The 18,895-nt window shown below is 68.5% G+C and carries 16 protein-coding genes and 5 pseudogenes; 9 read left to right on the forward strand and 12 right to left on the reverse strand.

From position 1 onward, the window contains the following. Positions 1-524: 524 nt before the first annotated feature. The 3 genes and pseudogenes from ACFVYF_RS28625 to ACFVYF_RS28635 all read right to left on the reverse strand — a co-directional run. On the reverse strand, positions 525-938 hold the full coding sequence (locus ACFVYF_RS28625; protein WP_389459930.1) for a VOC family protein: 414 nt from the start codon (positions 936-938) through the stop codon (positions 525-527). Beyond that, a complete protein-coding gene (locus tag ACFVYF_RS28630) occupies positions 935-1,519 on the reverse strand; it encodes a dihydrofolate reductase family protein (protein WP_389460188.1) in 585 nt (194 codons plus the stop codon). The genes ACFVYF_RS28625 and ACFVYF_RS28630 overlap by 4 nt, the downstream gene beginning before the upstream one ends. A 160-nt stretch (positions 1,520-1,679) precedes the next feature. After that, positions 1,680-1,906: pseudogene (locus tag ACFVYF_RS28635) on the reverse strand (IS256 family transposase); the annotation flags it as partial. Between the two features lie 59 nt (positions 1,907-1,965). Between ACFVYF_RS28635 and ACFVYF_RS28640 the strand changes: the two are divergent. The 3 genes from ACFVYF_RS28640 to ACFVYF_RS28650 all read left to right on the forward strand — a co-directional run bounded on the left by ACFVYF_RS28640 (position 1,966) and on the right by ACFVYF_RS28650 (position 4,048). Continuing rightward, complete coding sequence (locus tag ACFVYF_RS28640; RefSeq protein WP_389459931.1) at positions 1,966-2,316, forward strand: DUF4333 domain-containing protein; 351 nt, start codon at positions 1,966-1,968, stop codon at positions 2,314-2,316. A 557-nt stretch (positions 2,317-2,873) separates the two neighbouring features. Beyond that, complete coding sequence (locus ACFVYF_RS28645) at positions 2,874-3,470, forward strand: hypothetical protein (protein WP_389459933.1); 597 nt, start codon at positions 2,874-2,876, stop codon at positions 3,468-3,470. Beyond that, positions 3,467-4,048 (forward strand): TetR/AcrR family transcriptional regulator, encoded by a 582-nt coding sequence (locus ACFVYF_RS28650; RefSeq protein WP_389459935.1) that lies wholly within the window; start codon positions 3,467-3,469, stop codon positions 4,046-4,048. Before ACFVYF_RS28645 ends, ACFVYF_RS28650 begins: the two co-directional genes overlap by 4 nt. Before the next feature lie 140 nt (positions 4,049-4,188). Here ACFVYF_RS28650 and ACFVYF_RS28655 read toward each other — a convergent pair. From ACFVYF_RS28655 to ACFVYF_RS28670, 4 genes and pseudogenes are all read right to left on the reverse strand, one after another. Further along, positions 4,189-4,266 (reverse strand): annotated as a pseudogene (locus ACFVYF_RS28655) (IS5/IS1182 family transposase); the annotation flags it as partial. Positions 4,267-4,457: 191 nt separating this feature from the next. Beyond that, on the reverse strand, positions 4,458-5,375 hold the full coding sequence (locus ACFVYF_RS28660; protein WP_389459937.1) for an MBL fold metallo-hydrolase: 918 nt from the start codon (positions 5,373-5,375) through the stop codon (positions 4,458-4,460). A gap of 155 nt (positions 5,376-5,530) precedes the next feature. After that, positions 5,531-6,823, reverse strand: a complete 1,293-nt coding sequence (locus tag ACFVYF_RS28665; protein ID WP_389459939.1) for an amidohydrolase family protein — start codon at positions 6,821-6,823, stop codon at positions 5,531-5,533. Positions 6,824-7,157: 334 nt separating this feature from the next. After that, complete coding sequence (locus ACFVYF_RS28670; RefSeq protein WP_389459940.1) at positions 7,158-8,342, reverse strand: trans-sulfuration enzyme family protein; 1,185 nt, start codon at positions 8,340-8,342, stop codon at positions 7,158-7,160. 153 nt (positions 8,343-8,495) lie between these two features. Here ACFVYF_RS28670 and ACFVYF_RS28675 point away from each other — a divergent pair, with 153 nt between their 5' ends. Next, entirely contained in the window at positions 8,496-8,939 is a 444-nt protein-coding gene (locus ACFVYF_RS28675; RefSeq protein ID WP_389459942.1) for an Lrp/AsnC family transcriptional regulator, read from the forward strand. 94 nt (positions 8,940-9,033) lie between these two features. Here the strand turns inward: ACFVYF_RS28675 and ACFVYF_RS28680 are convergent, their stop codons facing one another. Next, positions 9,034-9,876, reverse strand: a complete 843-nt coding sequence (locus ACFVYF_RS28680) for a PhzF family phenazine biosynthesis protein (protein WP_389459943.1) — start codon at positions 9,874-9,876, stop codon at positions 9,034-9,036. Between the two features lie 628 nt (positions 9,877-10,504). On the opposite strand from ACFVYF_RS28680, the pseudogene ACFVYF_RS28685 reads away from it, so the two are divergent. Then, positions 10,505-10,819 (forward strand): annotated as a pseudogene (locus ACFVYF_RS28685) (nitroreductase/quinone reductase family protein); the annotation flags it as partial. Between the two features lie 10 nt (positions 10,820-10,829). On the opposite strand, the gene ACFVYF_RS28690 reads toward ACFVYF_RS28685, so the two are convergent. The 4 genes and pseudogenes from ACFVYF_RS28690 to ACFVYF_RS28705 form a co-directional block, all read right to left on the reverse strand. After that, positions 10,830-11,768 (reverse strand): bacteriocin fulvocin C-related protein, encoded by a 939-nt coding sequence (locus ACFVYF_RS28690; RefSeq protein WP_389459945.1) that lies wholly within the window; start codon positions 11,766-11,768, stop codon positions 10,830-10,832. Positions 11,769-12,194: 426 nt separating this feature from the next. Next, entirely contained in the window at positions 12,195-12,416 is a 222-nt protein-coding gene (locus tag ACFVYF_RS28695) for a helix-turn-helix transcriptional regulator (protein WP_190212959.1), read from the reverse strand. Then, positions 12,416-12,907, reverse strand: coding sequence for a DUF2975 domain-containing protein (locus ACFVYF_RS28700; protein ID WP_389459947.1), 492 nt, complete (start codon positions 12,905-12,907; stop codon positions 12,416-12,418). Before ACFVYF_RS28700 ends, ACFVYF_RS28695 begins: the two co-directional genes overlap by 1 nt. 82 nt (positions 12,908-12,989) lie before the next feature. Further along, positions 12,990-13,478: pseudogene (locus tag ACFVYF_RS28705) on the reverse strand (ISNCY family transposase); the annotation flags it as partial. 404 nt (positions 13,479-13,882) lie between these two features. Here ACFVYF_RS28705 and ACFVYF_RS28710 point away from each other — a divergent pair. The 4 genes and pseudogenes from ACFVYF_RS28710 (at position 13,883) to ACFVYF_RS28725 (ending at position 18,728) form a co-directional block, all read left to right on the forward strand. Next, on the forward strand, positions 13,883-14,857 hold the full coding sequence (locus ACFVYF_RS28710) for a GNAT family N-acetyltransferase (RefSeq protein WP_389459949.1): 975 nt from the start codon (positions 13,883-13,885) through the stop codon (positions 14,855-14,857). Between the two features lie 747 nt (positions 14,858-15,604). Further along, entirely contained in the window at positions 15,605-16,951 is a 1,347-nt protein-coding gene (locus ACFVYF_RS28715; protein WP_389459951.1) for a jacalin-like lectin, read from the forward strand. 197 nt (positions 16,952-17,148) lie between these two features. Next, positions 17,149-17,622: pseudogene (locus tag ACFVYF_RS28720) on the forward strand (hypothetical protein); the annotation flags it as partial. After that, entirely contained in the window at positions 17,619-18,728 is a 1,110-nt protein-coding gene (locus ACFVYF_RS28725) for a hypothetical protein (RefSeq protein ID WP_389459953.1), read from the forward strand. The pseudogene ACFVYF_RS28720 and the gene ACFVYF_RS28725, both read left to right, overlap by 4 nt. The last annotated feature ends 167 nt before the right edge of the window (positions 18,729-18,895 follow it).

Here is an 18,895-nt window from a genome sequence, read left to right on the forward strand (position 1 = left end):
TGCGGGAACTGCCGGCAGGTTCTGGACTTCCGTGCGGAGTTCAGCGCGCCGCTGCGTCACCAGGACTCGGCTTGCAGGAAGAGCGTGATCACCGTCGCGAAGAACCAAATGGAGAACACCAGACACGCAAGCCACAGTCCCCACAAGACCCAACGGACCTCTCGTCGGACGCGCATGAGCAGATCATCCCCCGTCGCAGTCCTGGGTCCCGCCCAGTCCCCCATCTCACAACTCACCCCGGCTCCCCTGCACTACAGGCAGCCCAGAGTGGGTGGTTGACATCCTAGGTCGCCGCTGCTGCTTGCTGTGCCACCTGGCCGGAGCCAGCCGATTCCGCCGTCGACCCCCGACGCGGCGGCAGGCGCCGGCGCCGGTCATCCCCTTCGCGATGGTGGTTGCTGGCTTACCGCATATGAGCGTCAAATCCTGGGGATGGGATGGGATGGGATGGGATGGGGATGACGCCTCACGCTGCGCCGCGACCGTTACGAAGCGAAGCTTCTTGACTCCGCTCACGGGACCGCTCAAGAGAAGTCCGCGGCGGTGAGGCCGTCGGGGTGTCCAGGCGGCCACTCCACCAACTCGATCCGGTAGCCATCCGGGTCGGTGAGCCACGACGTCTTCGGGCCGCGGGGGCCGCCCGGGTACTGGACAGGTCCCGGCTCCAGGCCGGCGTCGGTCAGCCGCTCCAGGGTGACGGCCAGTGTGTCCACCTGGATCGCGAGGTGGTCGAAACCGCTGCCCACGTCGACGCGTCCGCCGAGGGGACGGTGGACCAGTTCAAGCGAAGCAGCCGGTTCACCAGGGAACTTGAGGATCACGAGGTGACTCCCGTCGCCGCCGTCGACCCTGCCCAGCTCGACGTAGCCCAAGGCGGTGTAGAAGGCGAGCGAGCGGTCCAGGTCGGAGACGCGGTAGCTGACGAAGAGTGTCTTCATACGGTTTCCTCGGGTCGACGTACCCGGTAGCGGAGGTGTGTGACGTCTCGGTCCTCGAGCCGTCGGACGAGGTCGAGTTCGATGTGATCACCACCGAGGTGGTCGAACAGCCGTCGGCCGTCCCCGAGGAGGACCTGAACCAAGTGGATCTCCATCTCGTCGATGTGCCCTGCTCGGAGGAGTGATTGGGCCGCGCCCGCCCCATGGACCATGACCGGCCGGTCCCCGGCGGCCGCACGAGCCTGACGGGCGCAGTCCTCGACGTCAGTGACAAATCGCGCGTGGCCGGGTGGCACGTCACCGTCGTCCACATGGTGGGTGAGGACGAAGATCGGCACACCGTCGTGATGGTCGCCCTGCCAACGCCCGGCGAGTTCGAAAGTCCGACGGCCGGAGATCACCGCACCAGTCGCCAACGCCTCGCGATAAACCTGTCCGCTGGGACCGTCTGATTCCCGGTCATCAAGCCAGTTGAAAAGACGTCCACCGGAACGCCCGAGCTCCTGTCCCGGTCGGTCGTCCGGACCGGCGACGTAGCCGTCGAGCGACATCGACATGTACAACCGAATCGGATTGCTCATTCTGGCCTCCATCGCTCCTCTATCACTCCTCCATCGCGTAGAGATGCTCCGATCCCCGCGTCCGCACGGATGGGATGTCAAAGCGGAAGACTTCAGGCAGCACGCAAACTCATCGCTCTGGCGAGGAGTAAATCAAGAGCAGTCGATCAGTTGAGGCGGTTCAGGCTGGGTGAGCCTCGGAGTGTTCGACGAGCCGACCGCGTTCGAAGCACGCTCCGGCCCGCACAAGGCGACCAGTTGGGGCGCGTTCACGGCCCGCCGGCACGTCCAGGCGGACTCGACGATCTTGAAGACCATGGCAAGCGCGGCGACCGCACTGCCAGCACTCTTAATGACCTTGGTCCCCCGCCGTACCGTCGCGAAAATTGATTCGATGGGATTCGTCGTGTACTTCACGTCACCACAGGGGGTTGTATGAGCGCGGACAGCCGGATAGGACTGTCCGCGTGACTGATCAACGCAGCGTCGCCCGTACCGTCATCGCGCTCTCCCTGGCCGTGACCGCCTGTTGTGCGCTCACTTTCATCATCATGCTGCTGGCTGGGAGTCCCGCCGTGCAGCCGCAGCGCGTGCTGGATCAGGACGCGCTGGCGCGGGCGGTGCTCAACAACGTCAAATCCGCCGACTTCGCCCAGCCCCCGACCATCGACGATGTCAGCTGCCCCGCGTCTATCCCCGTCGAGGCGGGCCGGGAGTTCGAGTGCAACGTCGACGGCATCGGCGACGGCAACAGCAGCGGCCATGCCTGGGTCAAGGTGAAGATCAAGGACGATCAGGGCGACCTGTCACTGGGCTGAGGAACGGCAGAGCGAGCGGGATCGCAGCCGTGACATCGGGGCCGTCCCTGCCCCTGCCGGCGACAGTAGTGGACCACATGATCTTCAGGTGGTAGATGTGATCAGGGCGTCGGAGCCGTCCTGGCTAGCCCCGTTCTGCGGGCTGAGCCCACGTCAGTTCCGCATTATCGACAACCTCGGACCGTCACTCGCACTCCGGCCCCGCAGACGGGGCTGGTTCCTCGTAGGACGGTGAGGGCGATGAGGACGCGGCGGTCAGGAGGAGGGCGCTCGTCGAGCGCGAGGAGGTTAACGCGGCATAACCGGCCTGCGGGACTTCTACCGTCCACCTGCGGTGGGCTCTGTTGTCCGCCACCCGGGAGAGCCGGCTGTCCCTTGACAGTTGAGGACGATGAACCGCCACGACCCGTCGGCCGACCGGCGGGCGACGGCCGTCGTCGTTCCGGTCGGCGAGATCCGGGTGCCGTCCGGCAACGTCGCCTCGAGGTTCCAATCAACGATGATCAGGGCCGTGTCGCCGCCCCTCCCTCGCATGACTGCAACGGACGCGCGACCAGGTGGGGCGCGCACCGCGGCGAGTCCTGGGGCTGCTGGGCGCCGCCGTGCCCGTGCTGTTCTCCGTATGGGCCGTATCGGGCCTGTTCGGGGCGTTCGGCCCGCACCTCGCCGCCCTGCTCACCGGGTCGTCATCCCCCATACTCGGCGCCCTGCCCATCGCGATCGTCGGGGCGGTGGCCCCGGTGGTCGCGTTCTCCACCGCCGGGCTGGCCGGGCGTAGATCGCTGACGTACGGCATCGCGGGCCTGCTGATAGCGGTCATGATCACCGCGTATTCGCTGCTGGTGGGCCAGATGTGGCTCCTGCTGGCGGGTGCCGTGGTGGCGGGCGCCGGATTCGGCTTCGGCTTCCGCGGTGCTATGGACCTGGTGCTGCCCGCCGTCGACGAGTCCGAGCGCGCGGGCACGTTGTCGCTGCTCTACGCCGCTTCCTACCTCGGGTTCGGCGGACCGGCCATCGTGGCGGGCATCGTGCTGCAGAGCACCGGAAACCTTACGGCGACGACGCTCGGCTACACCGTCGTCCTCGCGCTGCTCGCCGCGACGGCGGCCGGCGTCCTCCGCCTGACCGGCGACAACGAAGGGACGAACTCGTGACCACTCACATCACCAGCAAAGCGGCGGCGCGCTCCCCCCGCGAACGCCTGCTTGCCTCCGCCGACGAGCTTTTCTACAGCGAGGGTGTGCACACCGTCGGCATCGACCGCGTGATCGAGCACGCCGGGGTGGCCAAGGCATCGCTGTACCGCCTGTTCGGCAGCAAGGAAGAGCTGGTCGCCGCGTACCTGGGCGCCCGGCACGAGCGGAATTTGGCCGAACTGCGCACCGCCGCCGGGCGGCTCTCGGATCCTCGTGATGGCATCCTCGCGGTGTTCGACACGCAGGCTCGCTGGCTGCGGCGCCGTGCGTATCGTGGCTGCGCGTTCGCACGGGCCAGCGCCGAGCCCGCGGCGGGCGTGCAGGTCCAGCGGGCCACCGACGCCTACCGTGCCGCGGTCCATGAGCTGTTCACAGAACTGGCTACCCGGGCAGACGTGCGGGATCCCGAACTGCTCGCCGTCCAGCTGGACATGCTGTACCACGGCGCCGGTGTCGTGGTCAGCAGCAGCAGTCGGCGCAGCACGCTGATCGCCGCCACACGGGCCGCCGCCGAAACGCTGATCGCCGCCGCCTAACGTCGCCAACGAAAGGTCATTGGGAACGTCACTGATGCGACGCCGCAGGTCACGCTCGTGCCAGACACCCTCAAAAAGATCTGCAGCCAAACAGGTTGGCAGTCGACCGTACATGCTCGGGCCGCAACTCGATGTATGTAAGCGTCTGCACCTTCACGCCGCACAGCGGTCACCAACTTGCCGAACTGGCGCGGGTTCAGCCCCCTGAAGGGCACCATGCGTGTACGGACCTGGTCGGCCTTCCCCGGGATGGTGCACTGAATCTTGCGTCCCCGCAGGTAGGAGCGGTTCGGGCGCGGGCCATGGGCCCGGTCGGCGCGGACTCGGTCACGTTGCAACTCCTTGCCTCGTCCACCCGTTGCTTACGGACCCGGCCAGCAGGTGCATGCCGTGGTCGAGGGGATGCCGCTCAGCCGAGCCACCGTCGCCCTTGCCCAGCGAGGACCCGTCCGAATTGGAGTTCCGGGAAGTGCGCACCGGCGCCGAGGGTCCTGCCGTCCTCCAGTTCGCGGAACAGCCGATCGCGGACCCGTTGCGCGAGTTCGGGGTCGACGTCACCCATGGAATGCCAGGTGGGCTCGTCGAGCTGGACCGGGCAGACGATCGCGTCGCCGAGCAGCATCGCGCGCTGTTGCCCGGAGGAGGTGATGACGCACAGGTGTCCGGGAGTGTGTCCCGGTGTCATGGTCAGTGTGACGCCCGGGGCCATCGTGGTGTCCCGGTCGACGAGCCGTAGCCCCTCTCCGCGTTCGGCGACACCGCGGAGGCCATGCCGGATGTGGTCTTGCATCCCCTCCGGCGGCCCTTCCACGAAGTGGTGCCAGTCCCCCGCGCCGAACCAGATCGTGGCGTTGGGGAACATCGGGGCGGCATCGAGGTCGAAGAGCCAGCCGCAGTGGTCGGAGTGCAGGTGGGTGCACACGACGTCGGTGATCTGGGAGAGGCCGACGCCGATGGCGCGCAGGCCCAGCGGCAGTTGGCCGCCGATGAGGAAACGGCGGGGGCCGGCATCGTCGATGTCGGGTCCCATTCCTGCGTCGACGAGGATCGTGCGGTCCCTGGTCCGCACCAGGAAGCAGCCGATGGGCAGCCAGGCCATGCCGTGGCGGGTGAAGAGGTCCTCATGGCCGTCGGGGCGGACATGGTCGCCGAAGTAGCCGGGCGAGGCCCGGAAGACCCCGTCGGTGAGAGGGTGGATGCCGATGTCACCGACCAGCATGTGTCTCCTAGAGGTGAGGCCGAACGTGCGGGCTCGCTCGGCGAGTTGGAAGGGCTGGGAGCGGAACGCGGTGAGCAATCCGACGCACAGCGCGCTGTCGTATGGCACCGCGCCAAGGCCGGTCCGTTGAGATCGCCAGGCCCGAAGAAGTCGGCGTCCGCGTCGACGGTGAACAGCACGGCGACTGCGACCGGTCCGCCACCCGGCCGACGCTCGGGTCGAACCTCTCGACCCACCTTTCTGACGTGCAGAGCCAAGTACTTCTACTCCGGCCGTGGGCGCCATGTGCCGTCGAGAGGAACGCCGGCGGCCGCCGCGATCCGGTTGCGTGATTCGACCAGGCGGGCCCTCAGTGCCGCCAGGTCCACGTCGACCAGCACGCCGTCGCGCTTGACCACCCGGCCGGCGACGAGGACGGTGTCCACCAGGCCGGGATGGCCGGCGCTGACGATGGTGGCGACGGGGTCGGTGACCGGGAACACGGTCAGGTCGCCGGCGCGCAGAAGGATGATGTCGGCGTCCTTGCCGGGCGTGATGCTGCCCGTTCGGTCGGCCAGCCCACACGAATGCGCGGCATCGACGGTGGCGAACTCCAGCAGGTCCCGGGAGCGCAGGCCGCCGTCCAGGCCGCGCTGTACGGCGAAGGCGGTACGCATCGTGGAGAACATGTCGCCGCCGGCCGACGGGACGTCGTCGATGGACAGCGTCGGGCGCAGGCCGGCGGCCAGCGCCCGGCCGGTCATCGGCGATCCGAACCCCATCTTCAGCTCGACGTCCGGGCTGATCGACAGCGAACTGCCCGCGTCGGCGAGCATCCGCAGCTCTTCGTCGCTGATTCCGTTGCCGTGTACGAACGTGGTGGTGTCCCGCAGCAGACCGTGCTCGCGCAGATCGGCGACTGGGCGCTGCGTCCCGTCGGAGACGATGTGCAGGCTGGTGCGCAGGCCGAGTTCGGCCGCCAGCTTCAGCTCCCGGGCGACGGTGTCCATGCTGGTGTCCTCGGGTCCGCGCAGCCCCAGCGCCATGGTGACCAGGCCATCCCCGGCCAGGGCGGAGCGGACGCGGCGGATCCCGGCGTCGACGGGGTCGGGGGTGCCCCATCCGGCGCCCAGGCAGAAGATCGACCTTCCCGGCGCGTCCCGCAGCGCGGCGACAGCGGCGTCCTCGTGCTCGTGGCCCCGCGCGACGTGGTACCAGTCCAGCATCGTGGTCACGCCGGAGTGCAGGGCCTCCAGGCGGCCGAGCAGGGTGCCCGCATAGACGTCCTCGGGCCGGTAATGGGGCTTGACCGTGCCGTGCATGGCCACCGCCCACTCGGGGAAAGTCCAGTCCGCGCCGACGCCTCGGAACGCGGTCTGCCAGGTGTGGCGGTGGTTGTCGACGAAGCCGGGCATGACGATCCGGTCGGTCGCATCGATCACTTCGGTGTCCGGGGCGTCAATGCGCTCGGCCACCTCGACGATCACACCGTCCTCGATCAGCACGTCACCGCGGTCGAGATCGCCGACAACCGGGTCCATGCTGACCACGGTGCCGCCAGTGAGCAGGATCTTCATCGGACGAACTCCTTCACAGACGCTTTCGGAATGCTCAAGATCATGTGGTGGCGGCCGCCGCAACTCTGCTCGTGGCCGCGCAGTTCAGCCGCGGGCACTCAGGGCCTTTCTGCTGCAGGTGGCCGACGAGGGAGGGCGCCACCGCAGAGCCGCCGGTGCAGGGAGGCGCCGTAGAGGGTGGCGTTCATCTCCGGCGACAGGCCAACCAGTACGACCCCCGCACGTGAGGTGGCAGGCGCCCGGGGTGTCGAGATGCTCGCGACCGCCACGTACGGACCGCTTGTGGTGACCGAGGTGAGCGGGTCGACGAACAGGCCGGCGCAAGAACGGTCGCTCAGGTGGTCGCGGATTCGGCGTGCACCGCGTCGGCCGCGGCGAGCGCGTCGGCGACCAGGTCGGCCGTGTCCTCCGTGCCCGCGGCCAGCCGGATCAGGCCCAGCGGAACGGATTCCGCTATCTGTTCCTCGCTGAGCATCCCGCGCCACATGGACGCCGGATGGACGGCGAGCGATTCCACACCGCCGAGGCTGGCTGACCGGCGGGGGTAGCGCAGCCGGCCGAGGAAGGCGTCGGCCATCTCGAAACCACCGGCGAACTCGATGCCGAGCACCCCGCCGAAACCACTCATCTGGTCGACGGCCAGCTTGTGTTGAGGGTGAGTCGCCAGACCCGGGTAGTGCACCTTCACCACCGCCGGATGCTCGTTCAGCGCCTCCGCGACTGCCAGGCCGTTGGCGTTGTGCCGCGGCACCCGCAGCGGCAGGGTGCGCATGCCGCGCAGCAGCAGCCACGCGTCGATCGGGCCGAGTGTCGCACCGGTGAGCAGGCCGACGTCCCAGATGCGGTCCAGGATCTCCGCCGGCCCGGCCAGCACTCCGGCGGAGACATCGGAATGGCCGTTGAGGTACTTGGTCGCGCTGTGCCAGACCAGATCGATGCCGAAGTCCGCCGGTCGCTGGTTCAGTGGCGTGGCGAAGGTGTTGTCCGCCATGGTCAGCACGTTGTGCGCGCGGGCCAGGTCCGCGACGGTGCGCAGATTGGTGATCTGCAGCAGCGGATTGCTGGGAGACTCGACGAGGATCAGGCGGGTCTGCGGGGTCAGCGCCTTCGCGAACGACTCCGGGTCCGTCTGGTCGACCAGGGTGGTCGACACGCCGAGGCGCGGCAGCAGGTTCAGCAGCACCGACGCTGTGCCCCCGTACGTGGACTTCTGCCCGATGACGTGGTCACCGGCTGACACCAGGGCCAGCACGGCCGTGGTGAGCGCGGCCATCCCGGAAGCGGTGACCATGGCCGCCTCGGTGCGCTCCAGCTCGGCGACGACGGCGGCGACCTGTGCGTGGTTCGGGTTGCCGAAGCGCGTGTAGAAGTCCTTGCCCCGCGGGTCGACGGCGACCTGCGCGAACGTCTCCGCGTCCTCTGCCGAGAACGCCGCCGTCTGGTAGATGGGCGGCGCCACGGCACGGCTGGGACGGGCGTCGCGATCGGCGTGAACGGTGATGGTGCTGTTGCCCGGCATGGCTGCCCTTCCGTGGACCGTCGGCGTGACTCCCTCAAGCGTGGCCGACCGACGCTCCGGCGTGACCGGATCTCGGCAACTTTGGCAACAAATTGCGCCCAGACCAGGCGTACGATTGTGGTAGACAACCCTACTGAGCAATAATCTGCCACTATGGACGAGGTGGACCGGTCGATTCTGGCCGTGCTCGAGCAGCACGGTCGCATCAGCAACAGCGAGCTCGCCGCCCGGGTCGGGCTGTCGCCGTCGCCATGCCTGCGGCGCGTGCGTCAGCTGGAGGAGGCCGGGGTCATCCGCGGTTACCGGGCGCTGATCGATCCCGCCGCGGTCGGCCGCAGCCTGCGGGTGTTCGCGGGTGTCCGGCTGATCCGGCACACCCGCCCGGACGTGGTCGCGTTCGAGCATGGGGTCACCCGGCTGGCCGAGGTGGTCGCCTGCCACCACATCACCGGCAACTTCGACTATCTGCTCCAGGTCGAGGTGACCGACCTGCCCGCCTACGAGGACTTCCACGCCAACCAGTTGGCCACCCTGCCCGGCGTGGCCACGGTGACCAGCTACGTCACCATGAAGACGCTCTCCGCCGACACCACATGACGGGCCCGTCCCGACCCCGGTGGTCCGGCGCGTGCGGCGCCGCGCAGCTGCCCGCGCTCAGGCAACCACTGCGGGAGCGCGGGCGCCGGGGCGGTCAGAGCGTGATGGTGCCGCGGATGCAGACGGTGGCGGCGCCGCTGACCCAGACGGTGCCGTCCGTGTCGGCGGTGATCTCGATGCTTGCGGCCCGGTCCAGCCTCGTGCCCTGGGAGACCCGGTAGGAGGAGGGTGCGGCGCCGGTGGAGGTGAGCCACTGGCCGACGGCGGCGTTCATGCTGCCGCACGCGGGGTCCTCGGGCACACCGACGCCGGGGGCGAAGGTGCGCAACTCGAAGTGGTGCCGGTGCCCGTGAGGGTGGGCCCCGATCGCCCCGACCATCGCGTCCGGGATGAGGGAGAGATCGGGTTCGAGGGCCAGGACCTCCTCGGCTGTGGACAGTTGGACCACCGCCCAGCCGGGACCGTTGTCGACCCACTGGTGGGCAACGACTCGGTCACGCGTGATGCCGAATGCGGCCACGATCCGATCCAGATCGTCGTCGTCCAGCGCGCCCTCACGCACACGAGGCGGAGCGGCAAAGGACAGAGTGCCCTCGCCACGGCGCACGCTGACCAGGCCGGCGGCACACTCCTGCACGATGCGGTCGGCACGCTGCGGTGTGCCGCCACCGTCCAGCCAGGCGCGCGCGGAACCGAGGGTGGGGTGCCCGGCAAACGGCAACTCTCCCTGCGGAGTGAAGATCCGCAGCCGGTAGTCCGCCTCCGGGACGGTGGGGGGCAGCACGAACGTGGTCTCGGACAGGTTCGTCCAACGCGCCAGGCGCTGCATCTCCTCATCGGTCAGGTCCGTCCCGTCCAGGACGACCGCGACCGGGTTGCCGGAATAGGGGGTCGGGGAAAACACGTCGACCTGCACGAACGAGCGTGTGCGCGGCATGGGCATCAGGGCCTTTCAGGCAGCTGCAGCGGATCCTGCGCGTCCCACCCGTCGGCGGAAGCACGTCCATCCAACGGGTACCCGCACGGCCGGGACAGGGCCAGCCACCACAAAGTGGATTGATCGACCGGGGCTGAGGAAGATCGGGCCCCAACCCTTGAGCTGAGTCCTGCAACGCTCTGCGGGACCCGGCTGCTGATGACGGCCGGCCTGATCGACGAGCACCTACCGATGGTCCGCTCCCTGGGTCGCGTCGCACCCGGCAGGGGCTGTGACTGCCGTCGCAGACGTTGTTGTGTCGAGAACACTGCGCCAGCTCCGTCCCAGGGGCACGAGAGGCCACGACGGACCGCGTGACAGGGGAGGAACGATGATCTACCGGGTGGATCACGCCGGACATCGCCCGCCTCACCCTCGTCGTCGATGCCTCGACAACGTCCTCGACCGGCACCTCGCCCACGGCGCCCAACTCGTGGGCGAGATGGGGCAGTACGGGGACATCTACCGGTACTGCTTCCTCCGCGGCCCCGGCGCGACAACCATTGGGCTGGTCGAGGAGGCAACTGCATTTGATCGCCAGTCAGCCCGTTACGTACCCGATTCCCGTTTCCAGAAAGGACCGACCGTCATGGCTGTCGCCGATGACCTTGACCACGCCACCGACTCGCAAGGGGACTGGGTCGCTGAGCAGACCCGTACCTATCTGGCCTCGGGTGGCACCGAGGGACACGAATCGAACGGCGTCTGCATGCTCGTGCTCGCCACGACCGGACGCAGGACCGGGATTCCGCGCCGCATGTGCCTGATCTACGGCACCGCAGGCGAGGACTTCGTCGTCGTCGCCTCCAAAGGGGGTGCCGACGACGATCCGGCGTGGTTCAAGAACCTCCAGGCGGCCGCGAGCGTCGGGGTGGCAGCCCACAGGAAGGCGCGAACTGCGAGCAGGCGTGGCTTCAGGGGGCGCAAACCCCGCTGCACGGTCCCAGCCACAGGGGACCGCAGCCGTAGTCGGTCCAGTTGCACCACCACGGTGAGGCGTAGCACACCATGTCGCAGCTTCCGCTCCCCGCGCACTGGGAGTTGCAGTCCATGACCTGGGTGCCCTGATCGCTCCGTGGCGCCGCGCTTTGCGTGTCGGCAGGGCCCAGCGTCATGAGAATCGCCCGCGCCTCGCTCTCGCCGAACGCCGCCACAGCTGCCGTCTGCAGCCCCTCGGCGGCTGCTTCCGGTTGGCGCCCCGTGATGATCTGCGGTGCCAGCCGCGTCGCGCCGTCCAGGGCAGCGGACTGCTCGGCCGACAGACTGGGGTGTGTCTTGCGGTAGTTCGCGAAGTGCGCCAACCACAGATCACTGCGAGCCGAAGCGGACAGCGCGCCGTAAATGGCGCGCCGATAGTCCGCGGGTTGGGAGACGAACTCGGCGTAGCCGGAGGGCAGCCGGTCTCGGTTGGCCGCCACCCAGCGCGACGCCTTGCTGCCCTTGGTGCGGGCCACGGCCTGCGCGGGTGAGGCTGCCAGGCCGCCGGTGACCAGAAACGTTCCCAGGGCCAGTCCCGGCACGGCCTTGAGGATTCCTCGACGGCTCGGGGACCGCAGCACATCGACGTCGCGCAGCGCACGCACCACCCGCAGCGAGTCCGACGGCCCCAACAGCCGCGCCAGGCGCAGGGACAGCGCGGTTCCGGTCCAGGCCCGCACCTGGTCCCCGTTGACCGCCAACAGGGTCGGGGCCCACTCGGCCCCTTCCCCCAGGGCGCGCACGCGCAGACGGCGAATACGGTGTTCCGTGAGGCCCGCAGTGGTCAACTTGCCGTCGACGGACCCTCGAACCCGGTCCACCACTTCTTCGCAGAATCGACAGTCGGCGTCGAATGCCAATATCCACTCGGTCACAAGCTTCTCCCCACGTTCATCTGACGTGAAAACCCGTCGCGTAGTGCCCGCCTGATCCTCACGCCCACCTCAGGCGTGTCGTGCGAGGTCGTCAGTTTCCGGTTCCGAGCCGACGCGGAGCAATGCTTTCAATGGTGGTCGAATAGTTGGCAGAAGCGGCGGTGGCGCTTGCGCTGCGACGGACGGCTTCATCGCTCGGATGGTGACCGTGCCGCCCAGGGTCTTTCGTCCGGATGCGTCGGCAGGCACAGCTTCCACTCGGATCACGGGCGTCGAGAACTCCATGATCTCGGAAGCCCGCGCCTGTCACGTTCCCAGAACTGGTCGAACTGACAGACCGTCATGCGGGTGTCAAGCGGCTGCGGTGAAGCGCTGGCTTCCCGCCCAGCAGCGGCCCTCACTCTTCCGCGCTGGTAGGACAGGCGTTCACCCGCCCGCGGCGTCCTCGGCCTCCCAGCGCAGCAGGTCGCCCGGCTGGCACTTGAGCACCTCACAGAGCGCGGCGAGCGTCGCGAAGCGCACCGCCTTGGCGCGGCCGTTCTTGAGAACTGCCAGGTTGGCGGGCGTGATCCCTACGCGTTCCGCGAGCTCGCCCACGGACATCTTCCGCCGGGCCAGCATCACGTCGATGTCGACGGTGATCGGCATCAGATCACCTCGTCCAACTCGGCCTGCATCTGCGCCGCTTCGACGTCGCGTGCGACAGCCTGAGCGAGCAGCATCCGCAGCACGAGCACGATGAGAGCGACCCCCAGGATGGCCAAACCGATCCCGCCCATGATGACGGTGACGCCCGGGTCCTCCCGCTGGCCCGGCGCGTTGATGGCCGTGACCGCGAACCACACGAGCGCAACCGCCACGATCGCGCCGATCACGCCGTCCACGTACCGGAAGGCAGCGTCGGAGAACACGGTGCCGCGTCGCACCATCGTCACCAGCCGCCATACGCAGACCAGGGCGACCTGGACCGACACCATCCCCAGGATCGTGACCCCGCGCAACGGGGTCAGTGGTACGGACCCGTCCTCCGGGTCGCTCCCACTGACCAGCGCCCACACCATCAATGCCTGCACCAACACGGTGCCGACGAGCACCACCGCGAGCACGGCGCGCAGCGCACGCACTGTCAGCTTTCCCATGACCCATCCTTTTATCGACTTACGATTGGAACCTATCGAATGTCGATAGGTTGAGCAAGACCCGGGGCGGGAGGTGGGCGACGGTAGGCGGACGGGGCCGTCGCGGGTATCCAGGGCGAGCCGGTGGTCGGGGGCGCGGGTCATGCGACGGTCTCCCAGAACACGCGGTCTGTTCCAGCAGGCGCCGGGTTCCCGCCACCGGCCCGCCCAGCTCACCGACCAGGTGTGCCGGCCGTCCCGAGGGCGGCGCGCAGTGCGCGCCGCGCGTTGCGCTCCACCGCGGCCACGTCCCGCAGCGTCACCGCGGCGATGGCAGCGACCTCGCCGGTGAGCCGGTCGATTTCGCCCAGCGCCTGGCCGGCGCGTCTCCGCAGTGTGCGGGAGATCTGCTTCAGGCGGCGGCCTGCTGACCGGGTGAGGTCCCAGAACCGGGTGCGACGGACGGCGCCGCCTTGATCCGGCGCACCAGCCGGCCCAGCGTGCGCACCCCGTGTTCCAGCAGGTCGGCGTCCGTGGGGTGGTCGATGTCGGCTTCGATCACGGTGGTGTCGAAGCGCAGCTTGCGGCACCGCTCACCAACCGCGGTTTTGGGTTCGCGGGGCGTCACCCAGTGAGAGGGGCGGGGCGGTCGGATTCGAACCGACGTCCTCCGAGATGATGTCGCGGCGCACTACCTCTGTGCTACGACCCCGCCTTGCTGGTGATCATACGTCCCAACTCCACTGATGCAGAAGGGTGATCACAATGCCGAGGGTGCCATCAGCGACCGGGGCGCGCTGAGTCCGGAGCTTGCTCCCCAGCCGTGGCACAGGGACGACGCCGTGCCGCCGGTTCCGCCGTGGGCGAGGACCGTCCCGTTGCCCCGGTCGTCGGGGAACGCTGCCGCTCGATCCTTGAGGTACCGCCGGACCTGTCGCCTCGCCTGCGGCGCACGCCCGTGGTGCGATGGAACTGGGGGCGGAAAGGAGAGCGATCATGCCCGCAGCGAAGCGAACGCGTGTCGCCGCCTCGGTGTCGGTCCGCCCGTTGGTTGAGCCGGACCTGGAGCGGGCCGACGAGATCTTCAGGGTCGCCTTCGGGACCTTCCTCGGGGCCCCTGAGCCGGAGACGTTCTTCGGGACCGCCGACTATGTCCGCACCCGCTGGGCGGCAGATCCACACGCGGCCTTCGCAGCCACCGTCGGGGGCGAGGTCGTCGGATCGAACTTCGCCGGCAACTGGGGCAGCGTCGGGTTCTTCGGCCCGCTGACCGTACGTCCGGATCTGTGGGACCAGGGCATCGGCAGGCGCCTCATGGAACCGGTCATGGCCTGCTTCGACACCTGGGAGAACCGCCACCTCGGCCTGTTCACCTTCTCGCACAGTCCCAAGCACCTCGAGCTCTACCGCCGGTACGGTTTCTGGCCCCGATTCCTTACAGCCATCATGAAGAAACAGGTCGCCGTCAGTGCCGCAGTCCCCGGCCGAATGCTGTACGGCGAGCTGACCGCCGCTGAGCGGCCCGACGCACTGGGCCTCAGTCGCGCACTGACGGGGGGCGTGTACGAGGGCCTGAGCTTGGAGCGCGAGATCATGGCCACACAGGCGCAGGGGCTCGGTGACACCATCCTCCTCGAGGGCGCCGACTCCGACCTCGACGGTCTGGCTGTCTGCCACTGCGGAGCGGGGTCGGAGGCCGGTGAGGACGTGTGCTTCGTCAAATTCGGCGCCGTACGCCCTGGCCCGGACGCCGCGGACCGGTTCGAACGACTGCTGAATGCGTGCGAGCACCTGGCCACCGAGAAGGGACTGGGGCAACTGGACGCCGGAATGAGCCTGGCCCGCCAGGATGCCTACCGGCGGATGGTCGACCGCGGTTTCCGTACCTGGCTACAAGGCGTGACCATGCACAAGCCCAACGAACCTGGCTACAGCCACCCAGACGCCTACGTGATCGACGACTGGCGCTGAGTCCACCGCCATACTCGGCTTCGGGGAGGACCCGATGCCGTCAGGAGGTGACTGACACCAGGACTCCACACTGAACGACCTGCCGCTGACCGCCCGTCACCATTCCTACCTGACCTTGAATGCGTGATGTCGTCGTGGTGACTGGCGTCGGAGGCCGGTGCCGGTGATGCAGCCGTCGAGGACGTCGTGGCGGTACTGGAGTTGGCGGAGGCCGCGTCGGACGGGCCGTCCTGCGACCAAGCCTTGCGCCAACGCGTACCGACCGGACGCTGACCCGCAGGTCGTGAGCGATGACCGTGTTCTCGTCGCCCTGCCGGAACCGCTCGGCCGCCTCCAACCGCAACTGCTCGCGGAAAGCACGCCGTTCGTCGGTCAGTCAGCCCGCCCCTTGCGCACACCTCATGCACGAGAGGTCGGCCTCTACGACACCACGCTTTGAAGGTCAGCAGTCGGCAACCCGAACCGCTGCTCAATGAATGGACAGCACTTGTTGATCACAGAGCCGAAGCCTGTCCAGATTCCGCTTTGCGGATTGCGTCTTTATCCAAGCGTCGAACGGGGGCCCACCGATCGGCACGCCGCCGAGGAATCTTCCGTATCGAGATCATGGTCCCATGGGCGCGGCACCCAACCCCTGGCCTGGACCACGCGGTCAAGTTTCGATCTCCCTGGCTCAGGCCAGGGTCAGAAGTGGGTTACCGGCGGTAAGTTCTCGCTGCCCTACCCCACTTCACAGGAGTTCCGTCTATGCGCCGTGCCCTCGCGTGCCTCGCAGCCGTGGCCATCACCTGCGGCGGGTTCGTCGTGAGCGCGTTCCCGGCTGCCGCCGCGGATGCGGCCTCCGGGTCCTTCAGCACCCTGACCTACAACGTGGCGGGCCTGCCGGAGATCCTCTCCAGCGCGTCCACACCCCGCGAGTCCAGCACGAGGGCCATTGGCCGGCGCATCGCGCCCTACGACATCGTCAACGTCGAGGAGGACTTCAACTACCACGCCCACCTCTACGCCGGCGACATCGCGCACGCCTACCGCACCCCCACCAGTGGTGGTGCCGCCGTCGGCAGCGGACTCAACACCCTGTCCAAACTCCCCTACGACACCGACGACTTCGAGCGTGTGCACTGGAACTCCTGCCAGTACGACTCGGGCGACTGCCTGACGCCCAAGGGCTTCGCCTTCATGCGCGAACGGCTGGCGGAAGGCGTCTTTGTCGACTTCTACAACCTGCACACCAACGCCGGTACCAACGACGGCGACGAGGCGTCCCGCGCGGACAACCTCAGCCAGCTGACCTCGTTCATTCAGTCCCACTCCGCGGGCAACGCGGTCGTCGTCATGGGTGACACCAACACCCGCTACACCCGTTCCGGCGACACGATCGCCGAGTTCGGTGCTGCCAACGGGCTTACCGACGCCTGGGTCGAGCTCATCCGCGGCGGTACTCCGCCCGCCAAGGGCAGCGAGGCGCTGGTGTGCGACGAGACAGGGACCACCGTGCCCAACACCTGTGAGGTCGTGGACAAGGTCCTCTACCGCAGCAGCAAGCTGGTGACGCTCAACGCGACGTCGTACAACAACGAGCACGCCAAATTCCTCACAGATGACGGACTCATGCTCTCCGACCACGACCCGATCACGGTCGGCTTCACCTGGTCGCGCAATCCGGACTTCCAGCTCAGCGATCAGTTCGGCGGACCCCACGGCGACCACTACACCGACATCGATGCCATACCGGCAGGCGCACGCCCTACCGGCCTCTCACTGCGCAGTGGCTCCCGCATCGACGCCGTCGGCCTGACACTCGGCAACGGGACGGTCCTCGCCCACGGCGGAACCGGCGGCACGGCGTCGTCCCTGTCCCTGGGCAGCACGGAGTACGTCACGTCCGCCCAGCTGTGCCAGGGCACGAACGACGGCCACACCCGGATCTTCTACGCCAAGTTCACCACCAACCTGGGCAACACCCTGGCCGGCGGATCCACCACCTCCGACTGCGTGACCCGCACCGCCCCCTCCGGCTGGCAGATCGCCGGCTTCCACGGACGCTCCGGCAACGAGATCGACAAACTCGGCTTCACCTACACGAAACTCTGAGCTTGTTCTTCAACCTTTGAGCCCGTCAGTTCAACAGCTGAGCACGTCAGTTCAACAGCTGAGCCCGTCAGTTCAACAGCGGAGCCAGGTATCCCCCACCACCCGAGTCTCCGGAAGAAGCCGCGATCGGCCGAATGCCGTCTGTTCACGGGTAGTTGAGCGCCATACGCTCTGCGGCCTTCGCGCAGTGGGAGGTCTCGTACGGGACGGCCATCCTGCGCTGGAACGGCAGGAAGTGGCAGGACGCGCAGGTGCCGCTGCCGCCGAACGGCAATGTGCATACGGTCGTGCTCGAACCGTCCGGCCGGGTCACGATCGGCGGCAGCCAGTACACCGACGGAGTGGCCCGCACCTACCTCATGACCCGCAAGGGTCCCGCCTGGCGCACCACCTACCCACCGCTGGGCGACACCTCCACCGAGGCCATGGTGCGCGGCCCGGACGGCGCGCTGTGGCTGCCGGTACGCAGTGACCGCGCGTTCCAGTCGAAGTACGCGCGGGTGGACGGCTCCCGCACCACCTTTGCCTACGGCCCGGAGCGCACGAATGCGATCGACGTCAAACCGCGTGCGCTGGCGAAGGCCGGGTCCTCACTGCTGTCCTTCGGGACCGCCGAGATCTACGGCTCGAAACCCAACCTGATGAGCGAACGGCTGGGAGGCCGACCATGACACGCCGACTTCTCATCGCGGTCCTCGTTGTCGCCATGACCATCATGACGATCATGGGCTCGGCCGCGGCCGAAACCCGGTCCTGGCTGCACGTTCCGGTCCCGGCACAGGTACGCCCACAGGTCGGGCTGAATGAGGCCGTGGCGTTCGGGCCGGACCGGGCGTGGGCGGTGGGTGCCGACGCCGTCGGTCGCGAGGCGCCGGGCTTCCCGCTGGTGCTGCGCTGGGACGGAACCGCGTGGCAGCGCCAGAGTCTGCCCGGCATCGGCTGGCAGGGAGAGCTGCTGTCCATCGCCGCGACGTCACCGACCGCGGTCTGGTCGGTCGGCCGCGACTCCGCGGGCGGCGCCCACCTGCTCCGCTACGACGGCATCAGCTGGCGCGAGAGCCGACCGCCGAGCGGTGTCGTGCTGACGAAAGTCGTCGCCGGCGGCGGTGAGACCTGGCTGATCGGTTCGCGCGCCGGCACGCAGGTACTGCTGCGCTGGGACGAGGCCGGCTGGCGGGACGTGCCGGTGCCGCCGGGTGCCGTGTACGGCCTGCACATCCTGGCGGCGAACGACGTCTGGGCCGCGGGCGCCACCGACTCCGGTGCGGCCGTGTCGCACTGGAACGGGCAGGCATGGCAACAGACAGTCGTGGACGGGTTTCCGCGGTCGGCCGTGAGCAGTGTGCTGGCCATCTCGCCGACGGAGGTGTGGGCGGGCGGCACGGCCGGGTTCGTCGGCGGCCCACCGGGCCGGCCGATTCCGCCGCTGCTGGTCCGCTGGGACGGGCAGGAGTGGGGGCGGGTGAACGTGCCCACCGACTTCGGCTCGGTCAGCTCACTGGTGCCCACCACGTCCGGCGAGCTGGCCTGGGTCTCGGTGGCCCGCTCGCAGAGGTGGGGCCCGCCGGGCAGCACTCCGCCGCTTGTCCCCGGGCCGGATTTCCTTTCCTGGAACGGGCAGTCGTTCGCCGAGTACAGCGAACCGGCGGTGTCCGGGGAGGGCGATTCCTCGGTGCTGCGGCTGGCGCCGGTGCCGGGCACGACGGCCGTGTGGTCGGTCGGCCGCGCCGACGGTCCCGAGGGCACCTTCGCCCCGCGCATCCTGCGGTTCGGCTGAGATGACGGACGGAGGCTCCGTCCGAGGTAAGGCAACTTGGTCGCCATCTCACCGGCGTCGCGCCTCCGCAGCGGACAGGCCCACGGAAGAGACGTCCGCGCAGGCGCTCGGGGCCCGACACCTGAAGATCTCGACGAGCCAATCGAAGACAATCGGTCCTGCCCTTC

The sequence above is a fragment of the Streptomyces sp. NPDC058274 genome (assembly GCF_042881375.1).
Classification (GTDB): domain Bacteria; phylum Actinomycetota; class Actinomycetes; order Streptomycetales; family Streptomycetaceae; genus Streptomyces.

What these genes read in the sequence shown, in the direction of transcription:
- ACFVYF_RS28625 (WP_389459930.1), bottom strand. Translation starts at nt 938, where the DNA reads ATGAAGACACTCTTCGTCAGCTACCGCGTCTCCGACCTGGACCGCTCG.
- ACFVYF_RS28630 (WP_389460188.1), bottom strand. Translation starts at nt 1,519, where the DNA reads ATGAGCAATCCGATTCGGTTGTACATGTCGATGTCGCTCGACGGCTAC.
- ACFVYF_RS28665 (WP_389459939.1), bottom strand. Translation starts at nt 6,823, where the DNA reads ATGAAGATCCTGCTCACTGGCGGCACCGTGGTCAGCATGGACCCGGTT.
- ACFVYF_RS28670 (WP_389459940.1), bottom strand. Translation starts at nt 8,342, where the DNA reads ATGCCGGGCAACAGCACCATCACCGTTCACGCCGATCGCGACGCCCGT.
- ACFVYF_RS28675 (WP_389459942.1), top strand. Translation starts at nt 8,496, where the DNA reads ATGGACGAGGTGGACCGGTCGATTCTGGCCGTGCTCGAGCAGCACGGT.
- ACFVYF_RS28680 (WP_389459943.1), bottom strand. Translation starts at nt 9,876, where the DNA reads ATGCCGCGCACACGCTCGTTCGTGCAGGTCGACGTGTTTTCCCCGACC.
- ACFVYF_RS28695 (WP_190212959.1), bottom strand. Translation starts at nt 12,416, where the DNA reads ATGCCGATCACCGTCGACATCGACGTGATGCTGGCCCGGCGGAAGATG.
- ACFVYF_RS28700 (WP_389459947.1), bottom strand. Translation starts at nt 12,907, where the DNA reads ATGGGAAAGCTGACAGTGCGTGCGCTGCGCGCCGTGCTCGCGGTGGTG.
- ACFVYF_RS28710 (WP_389459949.1), top strand. Translation starts at nt 13,883, where the DNA reads ATGCCCGCAGCGAAGCGAACGCGTGTCGCCGCCTCGGTGTCGGTCCGC.
- ACFVYF_RS28715 (WP_389459951.1), top strand. Translation starts at nt 15,605, where the DNA reads ATGCGCCGTGCCCTCGCGTGCCTCGCAGCCGTGGCCATCACCTGCGGC.
- ACFVYF_RS28725 (WP_389459953.1), top strand. Translation starts at nt 17,619, where the DNA reads ATGACACGCCGACTTCTCATCGCGGTCCTCGTTGTCGCCATGACCATC.